19 protein-coding genes are annotated in these 20,733 nt (G+C 64.9%); 10 read left to right on the top strand and 9 right to left on the bottom strand.

Translation table 11 applies throughout. The annotated features are described in order from the left end of the window. Positions 1 to 8: 8 nt before the first annotated feature. The 4 genes from aroD to ACFWU2_RS11990 all read right to left on the bottom strand — a co-directional run bounded on the left by aroD (position 9) and on the right by ACFWU2_RS11990 (position 3,575). A complete protein-coding gene (aroD, locus tag ACFWU2_RS12005; RefSeq protein ID WP_378605832.1) occupies positions 9 to 782 on the bottom strand; it encodes a type I 3-dehydroquinate dehydratase in 774 nt (257 codons plus the stop codon). A 113-nt stretch (positions 783 to 895) separates the two neighbouring features. Further along, positions 896 to 2,548, bottom strand: coding sequence for an MDR family MFS transporter (locus ACFWU2_RS12000; RefSeq protein ID WP_378605829.1), 1,653 nt, complete (start codon positions 2,546 to 2,548; stop codon positions 896 to 898). Next, positions 2,545 to 3,207, bottom strand: coding sequence for a TetR/AcrR family transcriptional regulator (locus ACFWU2_RS11995; protein WP_378605826.1), 663 nt, complete (start codon positions 3,205 to 3,207; stop codon positions 2,545 to 2,547). Before ACFWU2_RS11995 ends, ACFWU2_RS12000 begins: the two co-directional genes overlap by 4 nt. A gap of 44 nt (positions 3,208 to 3,251) precedes the next feature. After that, the gene (locus tag ACFWU2_RS11990; RefSeq protein ID WP_378605823.1) at positions 3,252 to 3,575 is read right to left on the bottom strand and encodes a hypothetical protein; all 324 of its coding nucleotides are present in this window, start codon (positions 3,573 to 3,575) and stop codon (positions 3,252 to 3,254) included. A gap of 154 nt (positions 3,576 to 3,729) precedes the next feature. Here ACFWU2_RS11990 and ACFWU2_RS11985 point away from each other — a divergent pair, with 154 nt between their 5' ends. Then, positions 3,730 to 5,319: a hypothetical protein gene (locus ACFWU2_RS11985; protein WP_378605820.1), complete on the top strand. Its 1,590-nt coding sequence runs from the start codon at positions 3,730 to 3,732 to the stop codon at positions 5,317 to 5,319. A gap of 4 nt (positions 5,320 to 5,323) precedes the next feature. On the opposite strand, the gene ACFWU2_RS11980 is transcribed toward ACFWU2_RS11985, so the two are convergent. The 3 genes from ACFWU2_RS11980 to ACFWU2_RS11970 all read right to left on the bottom strand — a co-directional run bounded on the left by ACFWU2_RS11980 (position 5,324) and on the right by ACFWU2_RS11970 (position 9,680). Next, entirely contained in the window at positions 5,324 to 5,704 is a 381-nt protein-coding gene (locus tag ACFWU2_RS11980; RefSeq protein ID WP_378605817.1) for a hypothetical protein, read from the bottom strand. A gap of 63 nt (positions 5,705 to 5,767) precedes the next feature. Next, positions 5,768 to 9,211: a proline dehydrogenase family protein gene (locus ACFWU2_RS11975; RefSeq protein WP_378605814.1), complete on the bottom strand. Its 3,444-nt coding sequence runs from the start codon at positions 9,209 to 9,211 to the stop codon at positions 5,768 to 5,770. A gap of 61 nt (positions 9,212 to 9,272) precedes the next feature. Further along, positions 9,273 to 9,680, bottom strand: a complete 408-nt coding sequence (locus ACFWU2_RS11970; protein ID WP_378605811.1) for a hypothetical protein — start codon at positions 9,678 to 9,680, stop codon at positions 9,273 to 9,275. A gap of 171 nt (positions 9,681 to 9,851) precedes the next feature. On the opposite strand from ACFWU2_RS11970, the gene ACFWU2_RS11965 reads away from it, so the two are divergent. After that, complete coding sequence (locus ACFWU2_RS11965; protein WP_378605808.1) at positions 9,852 to 10,682, top strand: DUF1206 domain-containing protein; 831 nt, start codon at positions 9,852 to 9,854, stop codon at positions 10,680 to 10,682. 119 nt (positions 10,683 to 10,801) lie between these two features. On the opposite strand, the gene ACFWU2_RS11960 is transcribed toward ACFWU2_RS11965, so the two are convergent. Then, positions 10,802 to 11,257 carry a tellurite resistance TerB family protein gene (locus ACFWU2_RS11960; RefSeq protein WP_378605805.1) on the bottom strand — a complete coding sequence of 152 codons (456 nt, stop codon included), beginning with the start codon at positions 11,255 to 11,257 and terminating at the stop codon, positions 10,802 to 10,804. Between the two features lie 136 nt (positions 11,258 to 11,393). On the opposite strand from ACFWU2_RS11960, the gene ACFWU2_RS11955 reads away from it, so the two are divergent. After that, positions 11,394 to 12,332, top strand: coding sequence for a zinc-binding dehydrogenase (locus ACFWU2_RS11955; protein ID WP_378605802.1), 939 nt, complete (start codon positions 11,394 to 11,396; stop codon positions 12,330 to 12,332). A gap of 42 nt (positions 12,333 to 12,374) precedes the next feature. Here ACFWU2_RS11955 and ACFWU2_RS11950 read toward each other — a convergent pair whose 3' ends face one another. Further along, positions 12,375 to 13,070, bottom strand: coding sequence for a GAF and ANTAR domain-containing protein (locus ACFWU2_RS11950; protein WP_378605799.1), 696 nt, complete (start codon positions 13,068 to 13,070; stop codon positions 12,375 to 12,377). Positions 13,071 to 13,301: 231 nt separating this feature from the next. On the opposite strand from ACFWU2_RS11950, the gene ACFWU2_RS11945 reads away from it, so the two are divergent. The 7 genes from ACFWU2_RS11945 to ACFWU2_RS11915 all read left to right on the top strand — a co-directional run bounded on the left by ACFWU2_RS11945 (position 13,302) and on the right by ACFWU2_RS11915 (position 20,569). Then, positions 13,302 to 13,643, top strand: a complete 342-nt coding sequence (locus tag ACFWU2_RS11945; RefSeq protein ID WP_378605796.1) for an ArsR/SmtB family transcription factor — start codon at positions 13,302 to 13,304, stop codon at positions 13,641 to 13,643. Between the two features lie 3 nt (positions 13,644 to 13,646). Further along, positions 13,647 to 14,132 (top strand): SRPBCC domain-containing protein, encoded by a 486-nt coding sequence (locus ACFWU2_RS11940; RefSeq protein ID WP_378605793.1) that lies wholly within the window; start codon positions 13,647 to 13,649, stop codon positions 14,130 to 14,132. Positions 14,133 to 14,343: 211 nt separating this feature from the next. After that, positions 14,344 to 15,717, top strand: a complete 1,374-nt coding sequence (locus ACFWU2_RS11935; protein WP_378605790.1) for a bifunctional lysylphosphatidylglycerol flippase/synthetase MprF — start codon at positions 14,344 to 14,346, stop codon at positions 15,715 to 15,717. A gap of 141 nt (positions 15,718 to 15,858) precedes the next feature. Further along, the gene (locus tag ACFWU2_RS11930; RefSeq protein ID WP_378605787.1) at positions 15,859 to 16,710 is read left to right on the top strand and encodes a formate/nitrite transporter family protein; all 852 of its coding nucleotides are present in this window, start codon (positions 15,859 to 15,861) and stop codon (positions 16,708 to 16,710) included. 68 nt (positions 16,711 to 16,778) lie between these two features. Further along, entirely contained in the window at positions 16,779 to 17,228 is a 450-nt protein-coding gene (cynS, locus tag ACFWU2_RS11925) for a cyanase (RefSeq protein WP_378605784.1), read from the top strand. Positions 17,229 to 17,491: 263 nt separating this feature from the next. After that, positions 17,492 to 19,090, top strand: a complete 1,599-nt coding sequence (gadC, locus tag ACFWU2_RS11920; protein ID WP_378605781.1) for a glutamate:gamma-aminobutyrate antiporter — start codon at positions 17,492 to 17,494, stop codon at positions 19,088 to 19,090. A gap of 63 nt (positions 19,091 to 19,153) precedes the next feature. Next, on the top strand, positions 19,154 to 20,569 hold the full coding sequence (locus ACFWU2_RS11915; protein WP_378605778.1) for a glutamate decarboxylase: 1,416 nt from the start codon (positions 19,154 to 19,156) through the stop codon (positions 20,567 to 20,569). Positions 20,570 to 20,733: the final 164 nt, after the last annotated feature.

The following is a 20,733-nucleotide window of genomic DNA, read 5'->3' as shown; positions in this document are numbered from 1 at the left end:
ACAGGCGCCTACCGAGACTTTTCGAGAACGTCGAGCAGCGCTCGCAGTTCCGATGCGTCGACCTGCCCGGGCGCCGACGCCGCGCCCACCATGCCGAAGGTCGCGGCGGAGCCGAAGACTTGACCGGCGATCCGGGAGATCACGCCGAGCCCGCCCATCGACATCGTGATCAGCGGCCGTTCCGCGTGGTCCTCGTACATGATGCGCGTCGCGTCGAGCAGTGTGAGCACATCGGCGGCGGACCGCGGCATCACGGCGATCTTGCAGACGTCCGCTCCGAGGACCTGCATCGTGCGCAACCGCGCGATGATCTCTTCCTTCGGGGGCGTGGCGTCGAAATCGTGGTTGGACGCCACCACCGCGATGTTCCGGATGTGGGCCGCCGCGACGATCCTTTCGACCTCGCGACCGCCGCGACGGTATTCGACGTCGACCAGATCCACGGCGCCGCACTCTGCCAGGGTTACGACGAGGTCGGCGTAGGCGTCATCGTCGATCCTGGCCTCTCCGCCCTCCTCGGACGTGCGGCACGTCGCGAGCAGCGGCTTGCCGCCGGCGAGGGAAGCGAGGGTGCCGGCCTGATCGATGACCGCCGTCGTGTCGTCGAGGGAATCGAAGAAGTCGACGCGCCACTCCACGATGTCCACCGGACGGCCCGACAGTGCCTCGACCTGCGCGAGCAGTTCGCCGGGGGTCCGTCCGGTGATCGACACGATGATCTTGGGTGCGCCCTCCCCGATGGTGACGTCCTTGACCCGCACCGGTGTGATGCTCCGACCCATGTGCCGCCTCCCGTCGCCCGGCCGTCACCACGACGTGCCGGTCCCGTCCATTCGACCACGTGGGGTTCCGCGCGCTGCGCAGGACTCCGTCGCTCGGCGCGCGGGACCGGCCGCTACGAGCCGTGGGACGCCGGTGGTTCCCTCCGGTCGCCCGAGACGGTCATCGCCACGGTGTCGGGTTCGGCGGACGCCGTGCGTGCTGCCTCCGCATCCTTCGCACTGATTGCTTCGCCGCGCGCCACCATGCCGGCTTCGTCGGAGAGTGGGATCTCCTTCAGGAAGCAGGCCAAAATGATGGCGATGATCAGGAACGGGATGAGGTACCAGAAGACGGGGGCGAGCGAGTCCGCGTAGGCGTCGACGACGCCCTGCCGCACTTCGTCGGGCAGCGCCTTCATGATCGCGGGGTCGAGGGTGGCGGTGGCCTGTCCGGCCTGCTCCGGATCGGCGCCCGCGGCGGTGAACACGTCGGTGAGCTTCACGGAGAGCTGGTTGGTGAAGATCGTGCCGAAGATCGCGACACCCAGTGCGGCGCCGACCTCGCGGAAGTAGTTGTTCGAGCTCGTGGCGGTACCGATCTCGTCGATCGGCACGGCGTTCTGCACGACGAGGATGACCACCTGCATGATCAGGCCGAGACCGAGTCCGAAGACGAAGAGCATCGAGCAGATCACCCACAGTGGTGTGCTGCCTTGCAGGGTGGTCAGCCACAGCATCGCCAGCGCCGTGATCGAGGCCCCGGCGATCGGGTACATCTTGTAGCGCTGCGTCTTGGTGATCGCGAGGCCCGAGCCGATCGAGGTGATCAGGAGGCCGACCATCATGGGCAGCAGCAGCAGGCCCGATACCGCTGCGGAGGTGCCGGACGACATCTGCAGGAACGTGGGCATGAACGCGAGGGCTGCGAACATGCCGAGGCCGAGCACGAAACCGATCGCGGTGGCGTTGACGAAGATCGAATTGCGGAACAGCGACAGCGGGATGATGGGGTCTTGTGCCCGGGATTCGACGAGCACGAACAGGCATGCCATGGCGAGCAAGCCGATACCGAACGCCCAGGTGAGCGGGTCGCTCCAGCCGCGGTCCGCGTCACCGCCGAAATCGGTGAAGAAGATCAGGCAGGTCGTCGCGAGCGACAGGGTGATCACACCGAGGATGTCGATGCGCTTGGTGGGCTTCTTCGTCGGCAGGGTGAGCATGAACCACGAGATCAGCAGCGCGATGATGCCGACGGGAATGTTGATGTAGAAGCACCATTCCCACGTCAGGTGATCGACGAAGAACCCGCCGAGCAGCGGGCCACCGACGGCGGAGAGGCCGAAGATGGCGCCGAGCGGGCCCATGTATTTGCCACGTTCGCTGGCGGGAACGATGTCGGCGATGATGGCCTGCGACAGGATCATCAGGCCGCCGCCTCCGGCGCCCTGCAGCGCGCGGAAGACCACGAATGTCCAGAAGTCGTCGGTGAACGCGCAGCCCGCCGACGCGAGGGTGAAGATCGCGATGGCGATCATGAACAGGTACCGGCGGCCGAAGACGTCGCCGAACTTGCCGTAGATGGGCATCACGATCGTGGTGGCGAGCAGGTATGCGGTGGTGATCCACGCCTGGTGCTCGACGCCGCCGAGCTGGCCCACGATGGTGGGCATCGCGGTGGAGACGATCGTCTGGTCGAGGCTCGCCAGCAGCATGCCGGCGATCAGGGCCGAGAAGATGATCCAGATTCGGCGCTGGGAGAGAACCAGTGGTTCTGCGGTAGAGGTCACCGTATTCCTGTCGGGTCGTGGAGGTCGAGAGGGTGTTCGAGCAACCGCTGGGCGCATCCGATGTCGCGCTCGAGCAGGTCGCGGAACGGTGGGCTGTCGGCCGTGCGGAAGAACTCGTCGACGGCGTCGTGGACGAGACCGGCGACGTATCGCACGGTGACGCGGACGAAGGGGTCGTCGGCGGACAACCCTTCGCGTGCGGCGATCAATTCGGCGAAATCCTGCTGGTGGGACTCGCCCAACGACATCATCCGAGCGAGCAACTGCGGCTCGCTGCGCACGATGTCGCAGTGGAGTCGGTGTTGTTCGCGAGTGAAATCGTTGCGTTCGAACAGCGCAACGGCGAGCCGGGCGATATCGCGCAGCAGGGTAGGCGAGGGGCCTGGCCCGGTGCGGTCGCCACCCGCCACGAACTCGTCCCGGTCTTCCGGGGTGAGGGCTGCGGGCGGGTTGCCGAGAACCGCATCTTCTTTCGAGGCGAAGTAGTTGAAAAAGGTTCGCCGCGACACCCCGACGTGTTCGCACAGTTCCTCGACGGTGAAGCCGGCGAGACCCCGACGGGCGGTGAGTATGCGTGCGTGTTCGACGAGCGCGGCGCGGGTGCGCTGCATGCGACGGGTCCGGGCACCCTCGTCGGTAAAAATTGCACTCTTGGGCACGGAGTGCATTTCTACCACCTGCGCCCCGCGGTCGCACACGCGCGTTACTCGAGCCAGGACCTGACCGGGGGCTTGACCCACATGATCTTCTCGTCGGGATGCGTGCGCGTCGCCGCAGGATGGTCCGGGTGCTCGTGCGCCCATGCGGTCTTCTCGTCCAGCAACTGCGCGACGAGCGCCCACGTTTCCATCGTGCGCGGTGGGTGGGCGTCGGCGGCTCGTGCCAGCCGCCTGCGCGTGTCGTCGGACATGGCCAGCAACTCCGCGCCGGAGACGCCGCGGTTCCAGGTGTAGCGGGCGAGGCCCACCGCCTTCTCCCGGCGATTCTTCTCGGCGCGGTCGGTGTGGGCGAAGTCGGCGCTCGTCATCCACCCTCCTGCTTTTCCGTGTTCGGTGGCCGGACTGCCACGATGGTCCCGTCCAGTCTGCATATTCTCGCGCACCGGTGACACCTCACCGCCCTTGACAGACCTCACGCACGCGGCCCACGCTCGACGGACGGCACACCGAGGGGGTGGCCCCGTGTCCGCACAGACCGCGTTGCCGGAGGGAACGCCGGACTCTGTCGTGGAACAGGCCCGGCGCTCTCCCCGCCCGCCCGTCTTCGATCCGACCGCCGGTATCGCTGTCGACCGCCTGTCCTCGCGCGGGATTCCGCCACATCGGCTGGTCGCCGTCGGCGACTCGCTTCTCCAGGGATTCCAGAGCGGTGCGATCTACCGGACGGAGGTGTCGGTACCCGCGATCGTCGCCTACGAACTGGGCACCCTGGCGAACTTCCGGTATCCCCGCTTCGGGGGACCCGGTGGGCTGCCGCTCAACGTCGAATTGTTGTTGCGTCGGCTCGAGGATCGCTACGGGGGCCGTCTCGACGTGTGGGAACTCCCGACGGCATTGTTCGCCGTGCGCGGGTTCATGGACGAGGTCGAGGACTACTGGGAGCGCGGCCCGGGGGCCGAGGCGCCGATCGCGGGCGGCTACAACCACAATCTCTCGTGCTACGGATGGGATCTGCGGGACGCGCTGGAGAAGACCGCGGCGTACTGCGAACGTGCCCTCGCGACCCCGCGCGACAACCTCGTCGACCAGATCGTCGAGAACAATGCCGAACGCGCCGCCCTCAGCGTCTATCCGCGCTGGGACGAGCAGCGTCGTCACGAGACCGTGTTCGACGCCGCGCGGGCGCTCGGGGCCGAGCACGACGCCGGCACCGATGCCGGTATCGAGACGCTGGTGGTCTTCCTCGGCGCCAACAACGCCTTGCGCGCCGCCACCGAACTGAGGGTCGTGTGGAGCGGTGAGGACTTCCGGCAACTCGGGCACACCCGCGACGCCACGATCTGGACACCGGAGCACTTCGACGCCGAATTCGCCGAGGTCGTCACGCGACTCGGTACGGTCGAGGCTCGCCACGTCATCCTGTGCACCGTCCCGCACGTCACCATCGCCCCGATAGCCCGGGGGATCGGCACGAAGTCGGGGTCGCCGTACTTTCCGTACTACACCCGGCCCTGGATCGACGAAAGCCGCTTCGACCCTGCTCGCGACGAGCACCTCACCGGTGCGCAGGCGTACGCGGTCGACACCGCGATCGACCTGTACAACATCACCATCACAGGCGCAGTCGCCGATGCTCGCCGGGCCGGTCTCGACTGGTACCTGCTCGACTCTGCGGGAATCCTCGACCGGCTCGCCGCCCGCCGCTACGTCGATGATCTCGCGGCGCGCCCCGAGTGGTGGACTCCGTATCCGCTGCCTCCGCCACTCGCCGATCTCAGGCCCGTCCCGGATACCCGGTTCCTCTCCGCGGACGGGAACGGTGGCCGCGCCACGGGCGGCTTGTTCTCCTTGGACGGCGTGCATCCGACGACCGTCGGCTACGGCATCCTCGCGCAGGAGATCGTCGACATCATGGTGCGAGCCGGCGTCGAGTTCCGGTACCCCGGCGGTGCGGTGCGCGAGGGTCGCGTCGAGGTGGATTTCGCCCGGTTGCTCCGGAACGACACCCTGGTGCAGGCGCCTCCGCAGAACGTCGACTCGTCGCTGTCGGTGCTTGGTTGGGCGGACCAGGTTCTCGATCTGTTCCGGATTCGGTGGAACCTGGGGATCTGACCGGTCAGGTCAGATTCACGACGTGTTCCTGTGCCGCGAAGGCGGACTGTAACTTTTTGCGGGACAATCCTTTCGGTCCGCACGCGCATCCGGACGGAATGCCGTCGTCCTCGTACCGAGTCGCCTCGAGTGTGTCGACGAACTCGGAATGGAGTTTGTCGCCGTGGTGACCGGTTGCTTCACGGTCGCGGTTGCCACGCCCGCCCGGTCCGCTCTTGGACACGACCACCGGGCCCTCGGAAGTCTCGTACACGGCCGCGATGGTGTGGCCTGCGGGACACCGGACCTTCAATGCCGCCTTTTCCGTGCGATTGGGACCTAATTCCTTCACAGCCGCCAACGCCAGTTTCCGGCGTTCGGTGGGGGATGTTGTGGCGATATCCATGCTCCTATTGCACCTCAGATCCATTCGTTCCACAGGGCTTCCGGTCAATCGGACGGGCCGAACTCAGATGATCTCGTCGGTGAGGTGGTGGAGGGCGCCGAACCTGTGTGCCGTGATCGATACCGATTGTTCGAGAAGGAAGGGCAGCATCTCCACGCGGCCCGACTCGGTAACGGGGTGATCCCAGACCGACACGTCGCAACGGCCACCGAGGCGCTCTGCGACGGTGTCGGGGTCACCACCGATCATCCGGACGCGCACCGAGTCGCCGGAGCAGATCCGGTCCAGCCACTCCGCGTCGGTTTCGGTGACGCTCTTGTCGATCATCTGCCCGGTTGCCGACAGGGCAGCGGGTGGAATCTCAAGAGCGGAGGACACTTCCACTCGCGCACCGGTGCGTGCCGCCGCGCCGAGTACCCTGACGAAATCCACCGGGTTTCCGTCCTCGGCGAGTCGGACGCACACCCGCGCCGGGAGGTAACGGAACAGGTTTCGCTCCACGACGAGGCCGCTGACATCCTTCGGGACGCCGAACTCCGAACGCCAGACGCGGGCGTCACCGGCGAAGGCCCGGCGCAGCATCGACGAATCGGTGCCGGTCCATTCGCGGGACGCAGTCAGGAGACGGTCGACGACCACCTCGGTGGTTCCGTCGGCAGAAACATCGTCGATGGCCTTGTGCGGCAGTGGTTCCCATGAACCGAACCCGAACAGGTACTGGGGACCACCCGCCTTGAATCCCGCGCCGACCGACGACTTCTTCCAGCCGCCGAACGGTTGCCTGCGCACCACAGCACCCGTGATCCCACGATTGACGTACACGTTCCCGGCCTCGACACGGCCCAGCCAGCGGGCGATCTCCGCGGTGTCGAGCGAATGGAGACCGGCGGTGAGCCCGTATTCGACCTCGTTCTGGATGTCGATCGCTTCGTCGAGGTCCGCCGCGGTCATGATTCCCAGGACGGGACCGAAGAACTCGACCAGATGCGTGCGCGACCCGCGTTGCACGCCGACGCGCACCCCCGGAGTCCACAACCTGCCCTCGTCGTCGAGCCGACGCGGTGCCGTCAACCACGATTCGCCCGGTTCCAGGGTGGTGAGGGCGTCGAGCAGCTTCCCGTGCGCAGGTTCGACGAGCGGTCCCATCCGGGTGCGCGGGTCGTGCGCCGGCCCGACAGTCAGCGACGTGACGGCGTCGACCAGCTGGTCGCGGAACCGCCGTGACGATGCCACCGATCCGACGAGAACGACGAGCGACGCAGCCGAGCACTTCTGCCCCGCATGGCCGAACGCCGACTGCACGATGTCGCGCACCGCTGCGTCGGGGTCGGCGCTCGGTGTCACCACGATCGCGTTCTTGCCGCTGGTCTCGGCCATGAGCCTCAGTCCGGGGCGGAACGATCGAAACTGCTCTGCGGTCTCGTAGGCACCGGTGAGGACGACCCGGTCGACGCGAGGGTCCGAGATCAGTTGGGTGCCCAGGGAGTGTTCTCCCAGGTGCACGAGGTGGAGTACGTCGCGCGGCACCCCGGCTTCCCACAATGCCTCGGCGAGTACGGAGCCGCAGCGTGCGGTCAGGGCGGCGGGCTTGAGCACGACCGCCGACCCCGATGCCAGCGCCGCCAGCGTCGACCCTGCCGGAATCGCCACCGGAAAGTTCCACGGCGGCGTGACCACGGTGAGCGCCGAGGGCACGAAGCGGGCTCCGTCCACGGCTGCGAGATCGCGTGCCCGGTCGGCGTAGTAGCGGGCGAAGTCGATCGCCTCGGAGACCTCCGGGTCGGACTCGTCGAGAGTCTTGCCGCCCTCGGCCGCCATGATCTCCAACAGGTCGGCGCGACGCGCCTCGAGTCTCCGCGCGACACGTTCGAGCACCGTTGCCCGGTCTGCGGCACTGCGCGCCCCCCAGTCGCGCCCGGCGTCCGACGCCGTCGCCACGATGGCGTCGAGCCGGTCGGACGACGTCACCGTGTGCGTGCGAACGAGGTCCATGCCGAGGCGGGAGGAGGGAACCCGTTCGAGGATCGCCCGCCCCCAGGCCAGGTTCCGGGGCAGCGACGGGTCGGTGTCCGCGGTGTTGAAGAAGCCCTCGTTCTCCGCGGTGTCCGGAACCTCGTGGCGGTCCTGCCGCCGATTCGGCTCAGGGACTCGTTCGTCGAGCGTGGCGACCGAATCCCGGAATCGCTGCGCCTCCCGCTCGAACAGCGACGGATCGTCGCGCAGATCGAACACGGCCGACATGTAGTTGTCCTGGCCCGCGCCTTCTTCGAGCCTGCGCACCAGGTACGCCAGCGCGACGTCGAACTCCTCGGGGTGCACGACCGGTGTGTAGAGCACCAGACCACCGACGTGGCGGCGCACCACGTCGGCCTGGTTCTGCGCCATGCCCAGGAGCATCTCGAAATCGACACCGTGTCGCACGCCGTGCCTGCCTGCCAGGAGCCAGGCGTAGGCGATGTCGAACAGGTTGTGCCCGGCGACCCCGATCCGGACGTTGTCGATCCGTTCGGGTGTCAGTGCGTAGTGCAGCAACCGCTTGTAGTTCGTGTCGGTGTCCTGCTTCGTGCTCCAGGTGGCGAGTGGCCAGCCGCGCAGCGCCGCCTCGACGCGTTCCATCGGCAGATTTGCACCCTTGACCACGCGCACCTTGATGGGAGCGCCGCCGCGGGCACGCCGAGCGGCAGCCCATTTTTCGAGCCGGATCAACGCGGCGAGCGCATCGGGAAGATAAGCCTGGACGACGATGCCGGCCTCGAGGTGCAGGAACTCGGGCAGGTCCAGCAGTCTCGTGAACACCGCGATGGTCGGTTCGAGGTCGCGGTATTCCTCCATGTCGAGATTGACGAACTTCGGTGTGTCCGACTGTGCGGCGAGCCGATACAACGGCGTGAGCCTCTCCACGATGTCGGTGACGGCCTCGTCGAAGGCCCACGCGGCGTGCGGGGCGATGGTGGCGGAGACCTTGATCGACACGTAGTCCACATCGTCGCGCGCAAGCAGCGTCCGTGTGCCCTCGAAGCGGCGGACCGCTTCCTTGTTGCCGAGCACCGCTTCCCCGAGCAAATTGAGGTTCAACCGCACGTGACGGCGCCGGATCGCGGCGAGGGCACGGCCGAGCCGCCGATCGGTCGCATCGACGAGCAGGTGCCCGACCATTGCCCGCAGCGCACGACGCGCGACGGGTACGACGAGGTGGGGGAACTCGGGACCGAGAGTGCCACCGGCACGCAACGCCAGTCGCAGGTGGGCAGGAAGGAAGGAAGGTACGTCGCGGGAGAGTTCGGCCAGGTTGTGCGCTGCGACCAGCGGGTCCTCCGGACGGATCACTCCGTCGACGAAACGGACGGTGAAATCGAGGCCGTGCGGATCCTTCAGTACCCCGGCCAGTTGGCGGCCTGCCCGGTCGGGAGTCGCTGCGGCGGACTCTTCGAGCCAACGGCGGGCGAGCTCGACTGCGTCTTCGGCGATCGCCCGAGGTGGATACGGGGCGTGCGTGCTTTCCGTCATGGCTGCACTCCGATCATCGACCGTCCTCACCGATGACACGGGGCGGTCTGGCTCCGGGCGGCTAGCGCTTGCGGAGCCCGTCGAGCATCAGGGTCAATCCGCCGCCCAGCATCCAGACGTCCTTGGCGAGCGCAAGGCCGTCCTGGGTGGGGCGCGGGTCCCCTTCCTCGTGCATGCCGGGGATTTTCCAGTACATGGTGATCATGCCGCCCCCGAAGGCCGTCAACGCAGCGCCCGCCAGGAAGGACGGAACAATGGGGGCCAGTAGCGCTGCACCGATCCCGATTTCGGCGGTCGACAACGCGGTTCCGAAGGTTGTCGGGCGCCACTGCTTTACGAAGGGGAACGCCTGCGCAGCCATACCTTGCAGTGCCTCCGCGTTCTCCGCGGGAAGATTCCGTTTTCCCAGACCCGAGTTGAGGATGAATGCGCCGGTGGCAACTCGGAGAGGGATATGAGCAATTCGCACGACGAACCTCCGTGGTCGGCTTCGATGCTGCTCGCCAATCTACCGACTGCGCGCGGAATGCGTTTGATCTCCGAATGCTTCGGGCATACCGGACAGGACAACGAGCGAGGTTGATGAGCATCGGGCGGGCGAGCAGAGCCGGCCGCGCGATGCCGGAGGATGGGTGGACAAGTGACGCGGCAAATTTCGACGTCGAGTGGATCGTCGGTAACGGGGCGACTCTCGCGGAATCATTGGTTCGAGCGGCTCGCCCGTGCGGGTTACGTCGGCAGCGGGCTGGTACACCTGCTGGTGGGCTACCTCGCGATCCGCGTTGCCCTCGGTAGCAACGAGGAGGCATCACAGTCGGGTGCTCTGGCCGAAATCGCGGCCAAGCCCGGAGGCAAGTTCCTGCTGTCCGTCCTCTGCGTCGTGCTCTTCGTGTTGGCCCTGTGGCGTCTTGCTGAAGGGGTGCTCGGCACGGCGGCACACTCGTCGTCGGGTGGCCAGGACAAAAAGGACGAGACGTTCGACCGGGTCAAGGCCGTCGGTGTCGCTCTGGTGTACTTCGGTCTGGCCTTCACGGCTTTCGGGTATGCGCGCGGTAGCGGCAAGTCGAGCGGTGAACAGAGCGCCGGGATCACCGCGCGTCTCCTCGAGTCCGGAGGCGGAAAGTTCCTGCTCGTCGTTGCTGCTCTCGTGATCATCGGTGTCGGCCTCTACCACATCTACAAGGGCGCAACGAAGAAGTTCGTCGAAGACCTGAAGGGCAACACGAGTTCGTTCGTCCGCGGCCTCGGGATGGCCGGTTACATCGCCAAGGGTGTCGCTGTCACGCTGATCGGTGGTCTCGTGATCGCCGCGGTCTTCCAGGCCGATCCGGAGAAGGCTTCCGGTCTCGACGCCGCGTTGAAGACGCTGGGTGCGCAGCCGTTCGGCGTGTTCCTGCTCATCGCGGTGGGCCTGGGGCTCATCATGTACGGCGTCTACAGCTTCGTCCGGGCACGCGACGCGAAGATGTGATGCGTGCGGCGACCGTAGCCGCCACGAACAAGAACGCTCGACCGGGTCGGCCCCGGTCGAGCGTTCTTTTTATGCACGCGCCCGGATCGAAGGGCCGCGGATCCGCAGGTGTACTGGGGTCAGAGGTCGAATTCTGCCGGGTTGATGCCGACCGCATGTGCGGCGCCCCGGACCGCGGCCTTCTCGTGATCGTCGAAGAATCCGTCGGCACCGCCGATGATGATTCCGATCTGGATCACAGCACGCGCTTGATCTTGCTTTGCCTTGAGCTTCGCGATGGTGGCCGTGGCCTCCACCTTCCCGAAGTCGAAGTCGGACTCGAGCTTGCTGCAGTACCAGTCGAACTTCTCCCGGAGTTCGGCCGGCGGGAAGACCGACAGGACGTCGTTGCTCATGATGAGCGCGGCGGTCTTCTGCCGCTCGCTCGGATCGATGCTGCCGTCGGCAGCCGCGATCAGCGCGCACATGGCCATGCTCGCGTTCGCGAATTCCTTGTTCCGGAACTGATCGCTTTTGGTCTTGAGCTGACTGCTCAGTTCGGTGGTCTTGGCTTTGAGTTGATCCCAGAACGCCATCGTTGCCTTTCATAGATGAAACCTTCGAAGTCCACTCTGCCATCACGGCGAACGTCACTGCTTCAGCGAGCGGATGTCTACGGTGGAAAGGAGCCGGGCGTACAGCTTCGGCTCGATCCAACGGAAGGGTGCAGTAATGAGGGCGTGGCAGTTCGAAGGATCCGGTAAACCGATCGCATTGAACGAGGTGCCGGAGCCGACGCCGGGTCCCGGAGAGGTCGTCATCGACGTCAAGGCTGCGGGCTTGTGCCATAGCGACATCATGTACATGGAAATCGGGGAAGGGACGATGCCGTTCCTGCCGATGACCCAGGGGCACGAGAATGCCGGGGTCATCAGCGCCGTCGGTGACGGGGTCGAGGGCTGGAAGGCCGGTGACGTCGTGGGCGTCTGTTCGTCCGGAGTGCGCCCGCCGCTCGGAATGTTCACGCCCGGTGGATTCGCCGACAAGCTCGTCGCCGATGCCCGTGATCTTGCTCGTGTGCCGGAGGGACTCGACCTGTCGCTGGCGGCCCTTGCGACCGATGCGGGGATGACGTCCTATCACGCGATGATCAAGGTCGGCCATGCCACTACCGGGATGAAGGTCGGTGTCATCGGGTACGGGGGACTGGGCCAGATCGGTACTCGCGCTGCGGTACTCGCGGGTGCCGAGGTGCATGTCGCCGAAACGAAGGAATCCGTGTGGGATCTGGCCCGGGCGGCAGGCGTCGTCGATGTCGTGCGCGACGCATCCGAATGGGCCGGCCAGGGTTTCGATCTCGTGGTCGACTACGCGGGCTTCGACACTACGCAGAAAGCTGTCGACGCTGTCAAGCGAGGGACCGGAACGGTCGTTCAGGTCGGTCTGGGGCTCCCGACCTTCACCATCCAGTCCTCGTCGATTCTCGGCAAGACCCTCGTCGGTTCGCTGGGAGGCACGGTTCAGGACATCGAAGAGGTGTTCGGCCTGCTGCTCGATCGTGAAATCGAACCGGCCTACACGGACATCGCGTTCGAGGAGATCGGGGCGGGCCTGGAACGGCTGCGTCGGAACGAGGTTTCCGGACGCCTGGTCGCACGTTTCGGCGATTGATCTGAGCGCCTTCGTTTCCGGAGCGCCGGCGCGGGCCGTCGATCAACGTCCCTCGGGACCGAGTTCGACGATCCGACCGGCGATCCGGGCCACCGGCGTGTTGGACTCCTGCGACAAGGCGACCATCATTTCGAACGCGCGCTCGGCGTCGACGGAATAACGCTCCATGATCATGCCTTTGGCCTGGCCGATCAGATCCCTCGACGCGACCGCGGATTGCAGTTGTAGTTGCCTTCGTGCCGCCACGAGCGCGATGGCAGCATGCGCAGCCAGTACTTCTCCCAGGTGCAACGATTCGGCATCGAAGACGTGTGGCTGTCCTGCAAAGAGATTCAACGCCCCAACCTGATCGTCACCGGTGTAGAGCTGGAACGACAGCACGCTCAGTACTCCGGCCTCGACTGCCAGGGGAGAGAACTTCGGCCACCGCGACTCCGTCGATAGATCGTTGCTGCGGGTGACGATTACGTCTTCCGCCGCGTCGATGCACGGTCCCTCCCCGAGTCTCGCCTGGAGCGAATCGATCCGAGAAGGGGTGTGTGAGGTTGCCGCATGCGATTCGAATTTGTTGCGGCCGGTGACGGTGAGGATGTCGGCGCATTCAGCACCAGGGATCAGACCCACCGCGGCTGTGGTGATGTGCCTCAGCGTGCTGTCCAGGTCGGCACCCTGGGCGTCGAGCGTACGGGCGAACTGAGCCATGGCGCGGCCGAGGCTGTCGTGATCGAACTGGTCCATCTGATGCCCCTGCCCGGTCGACGGCTCGGTGTGCCGTGAGGTGCGCATCGAGACGCCGGTTGCGCCCCCGCGCAGTGCGCGTCGTCAGGTCCACACTAACCCCGCCGTTCGGCTGCGACCCTCGAGTTCCTGTATCCCTCTCTGCCGCAACATATGAACCTGCTGGGGCGTCCGGAAAAAGAGCGTGCCGAACCATTGCACCTACAACCATATGGTTGTACGTTTAGAGTCGTGAACGGAGACGACGAGGACCGGGCCGACGCCCTGTTCCACGCGCTCGCAGACCGCACCCGCCGCGACATCATGCGCCGGGTGTTGGCAGGAGAGCGCTCGGTCTCCGCACTCGCGGCGCAGTACGACATGAGTTTCGCCGCGGTCCAGAAGCACGTCGCCGTGCTGGAAAGAGCCGGTCTGCTGACCAAGCGTCGCAGCGGCCGGGAGCAGCTTGCCCGAGGCGACGTGGAAGCGGTGCGGTCGGTGGCGTCGATGCTCACCGAGCTGGAACAGATCTGGCGTGGCCGTATCGCGCGCATCGACGAACTGATCGCGTCCGACTCGACCCAGGAGGAATGAGTCATGCCTGTGACAGACATTCGCAAGGATACCGAGAACCTGAGCCTCACGATCACCGCAGACTTCGCCGCGCCGGTGGAGCGCGTCTGGCAGATCTACGCAGATCCGCGCCAGCTGGAAAAGGTCTGGGGGCCTCCGGAATACCCCGCGACATTCGTGGACCACGACCTTTCGGCCGGGCGACACATCACCTACTTCATGTCCGGTCCGGAAGGGGAGAAGTACCCCGGATACTGGGAGGTCACCGCGGTTGACGAACCGAGGAGTTTCTCCTTTTCCGACGGTTTCGCCGACCAGGATTTCAATCCCGATCCCAACCTGCCGGTGTCGGTGAACGTATACACCTTCACCGCGCACGACGGAGGTACCCGGGCGACATACGTGAGCACTTACGAGTCGGCGGAAGCACTCGAGAAGGTTGTGGACATGGGAATCGTCGAAGGCTCCTCGTCGGCGATCGGCCAGATCGACGATCTGATCGCTGCCTGAACCACCGAGAGACCGTGTGCCCCCGCCCGAACCGGATCCGGTTCGAGCGGGCCGCTGTCGGTCCTGAGCGCCCACGACCCCCGGCGTCGCGCCGAATACGCCGTGTCGGCTCCGTCGAGCGCTCGCTCTTCATCCGAAACCGCGGAGTGGGGGATTCATCGGGCATACGGTCGTAGGGGCGCCCGATGTTGCGACGAATCGAGAGACACTCATGACGACCCTGCAATCCGCCGCTTCCTCTGCGGCACCCGGCGTGCAGCGTGTGGGACTCCGTCTGTACCTGCTTGCGATGATCCTGGTCGAGATCTCGGCGTATCGGACGGGTAGGGGCACAGTTCTGATCATCGCCCTCGCTGCGGCGATCGCGTTCGTCGCACGCGGGGTCTGGCTGCGCCGACCCGTGACCCGTATGCACGCGGCAGCGGCCTTGCTGTGTCTGCTGGTGGCCGGTCTCGCCTATGCCTGGGGGCAAAGTCATGTCGCGTTCGTCGCTATCGCGGTGTCGGGGCCCGTGCTGGTGCTCCCCGTAGCGAGCAGGCCGGAACCGGAGGAGGAGGGCCGGATCGCCTCGCTCGTGCGGGAGTCCAGCGGCGACCCTTTGGCGCCGTTCGCGCTGAATTCGACCAAGTCGTACTTCTACAATTCCGGTCGCACCGCCGCGATCGGGTATCGCACCCGCGCCGGAATCGCGGTGGTGTCGGGAGACCCGGTGGGCCACTCGCCGGCGTTCGACGACCTGCTGTCGGATTTCTCGCGCTTCGCTGCCGACCGAGGGTGGCGGGTGGCTGTTCTCGGAGCCAGTGAGAACACCACTCGGTTGTGGCGGTCGGGCGGTCGGGGTCGCCCACGCTTGAGGTCGGTGTGTATCGGGTGCGACGTCGTCGTCGATGTCGGGGACTTCTCTCTCGTCGGCCGACGTTTCCGCAATTTGCGCCAGGCGGTACACCGCAGCCAGAACGCGGGAGTCACCACCGAGATCGTCGCGGAGAGAGACCTCTCCCCGGAAGTGCGCAGTCAACTGCTCGAGATCGTGTCCCACGCTCGCTCCGGCCACCAGCGCCGGGGCTTTTCCATGATCCTCGACCATCTTCTCGACGGGACGTACCCGGACATGATGATCGTCATCGCACGCGACCGGGACATGATTCCCGTCGGGTTCCAGCGATACGGTCTTGCGCATCACGGTGAGGAATGGAGCCTGGATGTACCGTGGCGCAGCCCCCGGGCACCGAACGGCACAGACGAGCGGATGGCCGTCGAGGTCATCAACCACGTCCGCAGCGCCGGCGGAACGTCGGTGTCGCTGGCATTTGCCCCGTTCCCGGATCTGCTCGGCCCGAACGGCACGGGCCGGTGGCGGGCCGCAGTGCGCATGGTGCTCCGCCTCGGAGACTCGGTCATCGCACTCGAGTCGCTGTATCGGTATCTGGACAAGTTCCACGCCGGAGCGGACCGGCGGTTCGTCCTGTTCAAACTGCGGTACCTCCTGCCGGCAGCATTCGCGATGCTGACCTTCGAATTCGTTCCTCACCGCGAATACAGCGCCCCCGCGACACCCGGCCGTAGTCCCGGCCTACCGCGCTAGCAGACACGCACGGGCGCACGGGCTCACGCTGTGCCGGACACCCGTGCGAGGAAAACGTAACGCCGCGTTTCTCCGATCGGCACCATGCCGGACACACACTGCCGACACGCTGGCCCGGCACTGTCCGACCAGGAGGTTGATGTGTCCTACGTTCCCCCCGCCGAACTCGCTCGCTCGATGGTCGACGCCGGCCAGAGCAAGGTCCTCATGTCCACTCGGGACACGCTCATCCGTTCCTACATGGGCGGTGCGATTCTCGCGCTCGCGGCCGCCTTCGCTGTCACGGTCACCGTGCAGACCGGCAACGCACTGCTCGGCGCGGTTCTCTTCCCGGTCGGCTTCTGCATGCTGTATCTGCTCGGATTCGACCTGCTCACCGGGGTATTCACGCTTGCTCCGGTCGCCTACATCGACAAGCGTCCCGGCGTGACGGTAGGTGCGGTCCTCCGCAACTGGGGTCTCGTATTCCTCGGTAACTTCGCGGGCGCGCTCACGGTCGCCGTGATGATCACCTACATCCTGACCTACGGGTATTCCATTCCACCGAACGACGTGGCCCAGCAACTCATGCATATCGGCGAAGCGCGCACCGTCGGTTACGCCGAGCACGGCGCCGCAGGCATGGTGACCCTGTTCCTGCGCGGCGTGCTGTGCAACTGGATGGTGTCCACCGCTGTCGTTGCCGCGCTGATGTCCAAGAGTGTTCCCGGCAAGGTCCTGGTCATGTGGATGCCGATCATGCTGTTCTTCTACATGGGCTTCGAGCACTCGGTGGTCAACATGTTCCTGTTCCCGTCCGGATTGCTGCTCGGCGGCGAATTCTCGTTGGGCGATTACCTCCTGTGGAACGAAATTCCCACGGTGATCGGAAATCTGGTCGGAGGAATCGTTTTCGTCGGCGCCGTGATCTACGTGACTCATATGCGCACCGCACCGAAGCGAGGAGCGGGAACCGACGCGGAGACGACGGAATCGGAACTCACGCCGGCGTGAGCAGGCGTCCGTCCCCACGCAGCGAACGAGTGTTCGCTGCCCGACAACGACATCGACAGGGATTATCCATGAACCCCATTCTTCCGAAGGCCGACGCCGCCGCAATTGTCGACGCGGCCAGAATCCGCCGGGGACTCACGTGGGCGGACCTCGCCGACCATCTCGGCACCCCGCTGGTGTGGACGACTGCCGCCCTCCTCGGACAGCACCCGCTCAGTGCAGACCAGGCGAACAGCGTATGTGAGCGACTCGGACTGGGCGAGGAGGTCGCTGAAAGCCTTGCACTGCAACCTCACCGCGGTTCTTCACCCGAGGTCATGCGCGACCCGACGATCTACCGTTTCTCCGAAGCGCTCTCGGTGTACGGCCCGGCGCTCAAAGCGCTCATCCACGAAGAGTTCGGTGACGGCATCATGAGCGCGATCAACTTCACCGTCGATATCACCCGGCGACCGGATCCGGACGGGGACCGGGTGGTTGTCACCTTCGACGGAAAGTTCCTGGACTACCGCTGGTAGCTGCGAACCGTGGCCTGCCTGCCCGTGGGTCGGTTCCTGGCGGGTGGGCCGCGACAGGTGCGTCGAGAGAGTTCTTTGATGACGCGCGCATATTGCATGGAATGCGAATGTGCTTGAGCTATTTGCCGGTTCGGTCCGGTTCGGCATCTCAGAATCGTCGCTTTCATGATTCCTGCTTTCGGACTGCGATACGCTTTGCGTGCCGCAGTAAAGCGCCGGGCGACAGTGTTGTTGCACCGATACCTAGTGAATAAGGAACGGGTATGGCTGCTCCGAAGGCTCCGCCGAAGACACTGACCCTCTTCGGGTTCTTTGCGATCACTGCTTCGATGGTCATGACCGTCTACGAGTATCCGACGTTCGCGACTTCCGGTCTGAGCCTGGTCTTCTTCCTTGTTCTCGGCGGCTTCTGCTGGTTCATCCCGGTGGCTCTGTGTGCTGCCGAAATGGCAACGGTCAAGGGATGGGAAGAGGGCGGCATCTTCAAATGGGTCGGGTCGACTCTGGGCGAACGATTCGGGTTCGCGGCCATCTTCTTCCAATGGCTGCAGATAACCGTCGGATTCGTCACGATGATCTATTTCATCCTCGGTGCCCTGGGCTACGTCTTCAACTGGGATCAACTCGACGAGGTTCCGTGGATGAAGTTCGCCGGGGTGCTGGTGATCTTCTGGCTACTCACGTTCAGTCAACTCGGTGGCACCAAATACACCGCCCGTATTGCGAAAACAGGTTTTGTGGGCGGCGTGATCATCCCCGGAATAGTCCTGATCGTCTTGGCGATCGCGTATCTCGCCACCGGTGGACAGTCGAATGTCGAGATCAGTGCCGCCGCGCTGGTGCCCGACTTCAGTGAACTCTCCACGTTGGTCGTGTTCGTGTCGTTCATCCTGGCGTACATGGGTGTCGAGGCCAGCGCCAGTCATGCCAACGAAATGGTGAATCCCAAACGGGATTACCCGTTGGCCATGCTGATGCTCGTGATCGCGGCAGTAGTCCTCAACACCGTGGGCGGCCTGTCGGTGGCGGCAGTCGTCCCGGAGAGTGAACTCTCGCTCAGCGCCGGCGTGGTCCAGACGTTCGCCGGGCTACTCGAGCATTTCAGTCATAGTCTTGTCTGGCTGGCGAAGGTGCTTGCGGTGATGCTCGCGGTCGGCGTCATGGCCGAAGTGAGCGCCTGGGTCGTCGGCCCGGCCCGGGGTATGTATGTGACTGCCCAGAAAGGGATCCTGCCCAGGTCCATGCGCAAAGTGAACCGTGCAGACGTCCCGGTCAATTTCATCGTCGTGCAGGGTGTGATCGTCACGGGTTGGGCCGCTCTGCTCACCTTCGGCGGCGGTGCAGGCAACGTCAGCTTCTTCACCGCCATCGCCCTGACCACGGTGATCTATCTCGTCGGCTATCTCCTGTTCTTCATCGCGTACATGGTCCTGGTGTTGAGGAAGAAGAATCTGGAACGCGCGTACGAGATTCCGGGCGGAACTGTGGTCAAACTGTTCGTCGCAGTGGTCGGGTTCATCGTGTCGGGATTTGCGCTGGCGATCAGCTTTGTGACGCCCTCGACCTTGGCGAAGAGATACGATACGGAATACACGGGAATCTTGGTCTGCGCATTCATCGTCGCGGTCCTCATTCCGTTCATCATCTACGCGCTCCACGACAAGAGGTCCCACCCGCGCCTTGTCGAACCGATTCGGCAACGGTACGGCGAGGTGAACAAGTTCGTCCCGCCGATTGCACGCGGCGAGCACGTAATGCTCACCGCAGGTGAAGATGTGGCTGATCAGACGGACTACACCAAGGAGGGCCCGGACGGTCCTCGCCCCACCGGCTCGGGGACCGGCAATGCGAGCAGATCATGACGCATACGTCGAATCCGCCGTCTACACACGACTATGGTCCGATTCGCTTTCCGAGGGAGAATAATGTCTGAACCGATCGATCCCACCGAGTTCCGTGGACGCGGTGTCGGCACCAGCGACTCGCTTTCGCTCAATCCGGTCTTCGAGCGACCGGGGGAGGCCACCGACCTCCCGAAAAACCGGATGCCGCAGTCGGAGTCGTACCCCGAGACCGCCTACCAGATTGTGCACGACGAGGCGATGCTGGACGGCAACGCGCGGCTGAATCTGGCCACATTCGTCGGCACGTGGATGGACGACTTTGCCGTTCGTCTCTATACCGAGTCCGCCGACAAGAACATGATCGACAAGGACGAGTATCCGCAAACCGCGGCTATCGAAACACGTTGCTGGACAATGCTTGCCGATTTGTGGAACGCCAACGATCCCGACAACGCCATCGGAACGTCCACGATCGGTTCCTCCGAGGCGTGCATGCTCGGCGGATTGGCACTCAAACGAAGGTGGCAGAAGCGCCGGCGCTCCGAAGGAAAGTCCACCGAGGCGCCGAACCTCGTGCTTTCGAGCGCTGTTCAGGTGTGCTGGGAGAAGTTCTGCAACTATTTCGAAGTCGAAGCACGGTATGTACCCATCACCTTGGAGCACAGAACCCTCGACGGGCACGAACTCGACAAGTATGTGGACGAGAACACCATCGGTGTCGTTGCGATCATGGGCGTGACGTATACCGGAGCGTACGAACCTGTTGCCGAGATCAGTGCGGCCCTGGACCGCATCGCCGCCGACACCGGCGTCGATGTCCCGATTCATATCGACGGCGCGTCCGGAGCGATGATCGCGCCGTTCTGTCAGCCGGACCTGGTGTGGGACTTCCGGCTCGACCGGGTGGCGTCGATCAGCACGTCGGGCCACAAGTACGGTCTCGTCTATCCGGGCGTGGGCTGGGTCGTCTGGCGGGACAAAGCGGCGCTACCGGACGAACTCGTCTTCTACGTCAGTTACCTCGGCGGCAGCATGCCGACCTTTGCGCTGAACTTCTCACGGCCGGGCGCGCAGGTGCTGTTGCAGTACTACATGTTCCTACGCCTGGGGTCCGACGGTTACAAGCGAGTCCAACAGGAGTCGCTGGAAGTCGCGCAGTATCTTGCGCGGGAAATAGCAAAGCTCCCTGCATTCGAACTGTGGAACGACGGCTCCGACATTCCGGTGTTCGCGTGGATGCTGAAAAAGGGCTACACCGACAAGTGGACCCTCTACGACCTGTCGGACAGGTTGCGGATGAAGGGATGGCTCGTACCCGCGTATCCCATGCCCGACGACCTGGCCGACGTCACGGTGCAGCGGATCGTCGTGCGCAACGGTTTGAGCCACGACCTCGCCACCGCGCTTCTGGCCGAAATCAAGACGGAGGTCGACTTCCTCGATCGGCTCGAGACTCCGATTCCGCGCGAAGGTCAGCCGGTGCTGTTCCACCACTAGTCGGCCGGCACATGGCTATGGGGATGATGCATACCGATCCGTGACCGAGAACCCTGATATCCCGGCACCTCGTGGTCGAGGATGGGGACACGACGCCGGGAGAAGGATGGACGCTCTGCGGATTCGGGGAGCATGGGGCTCTCGGTGTCGAACGGCTCGTGGAC

It is taken from the genome of Rhodococcus sp. NPDC058639 (assembly GCF_042717545.1).
Lineage (GTDB): Bacteria > Actinomycetota > Actinomycetes > Mycobacteriales > Mycobacteriaceae > Rhodococcus.
This window is presented reverse-complemented; position numbering and strand designations above follow the sequence as displayed.

Excerpts from the sequence above, each read along its gene's own strand:
- ACFWU2_RS11935 (WP_378605790.1), top strand. The coding sequence starts at position 14,344 with ATGACGACCCTGCAATCCGCCGCTTCCTCTGCGGCACCCGGCGTGCAG.
- ACFWU2_RS11980 (WP_378605817.1), bottom strand. The coding sequence starts at position 5,704 with ATGGATATCGCCACAACATCCCCCACCGAACGCCGGAAACTGGCGTTG.
- aroD (WP_378605832.1), bottom strand. The coding sequence starts at position 782 with ATGGGTCGGAGCATCACACCGGTGCGGGTCAAGGACGTCACCATCGGG.
- ACFWU2_RS11940 (WP_378605793.1), top strand. The coding sequence starts at position 13,647 with ATGCCTGTGACAGACATTCGCAAGGATACCGAGAACCTGAGCCTCACG.
- ACFWU2_RS11915 (WP_378605778.1), top strand. The coding sequence starts at position 19,154 with ATGTCTGAACCGATCGATCCCACCGAGTTCCGTGGACGCGGTGTCGGC.
- gadC (WP_378605781.1), top strand. The coding sequence starts at position 17,492 with ATGGCTGCTCCGAAGGCTCCGCCGAAGACACTGACCCTCTTCGGGTTC.
- ACFWU2_RS11960 (WP_378605805.1), bottom strand. The coding sequence starts at position 11,257 with ATGGCGTTCTGGGATCAACTCAAAGCCAAGACCACCGAACTGAGCAGT.
- ACFWU2_RS11950 (WP_378605799.1), bottom strand. The coding sequence starts at position 13,070 with ATGGACCAGTTCGATCACGACAGCCTCGGCCGCGCCATGGCTCAGTTC.
- ACFWU2_RS11975 (WP_378605814.1), bottom strand. The coding sequence starts at position 9,211 with ATGACGGAAAGCACGCACGCCCCGTATCCACCTCGGGCGATCGCCGAA.
- ACFWU2_RS11955 (WP_378605802.1), top strand. The coding sequence starts at position 11,394 with ATGAGGGCGTGGCAGTTCGAAGGATCCGGTAAACCGATCGCATTGAAC.
- cynS (WP_378605784.1), top strand. The coding sequence starts at position 16,779 with ATGAACCCCATTCTTCCGAAGGCCGACGCCGCCGCAATTGTCGACGCG.
- ACFWU2_RS11990 (WP_378605823.1), bottom strand. The coding sequence starts at position 3,575 with ATGACGAGCGCCGACTTCGCCCACACCGACCGCGCCGAGAAGAATCGC.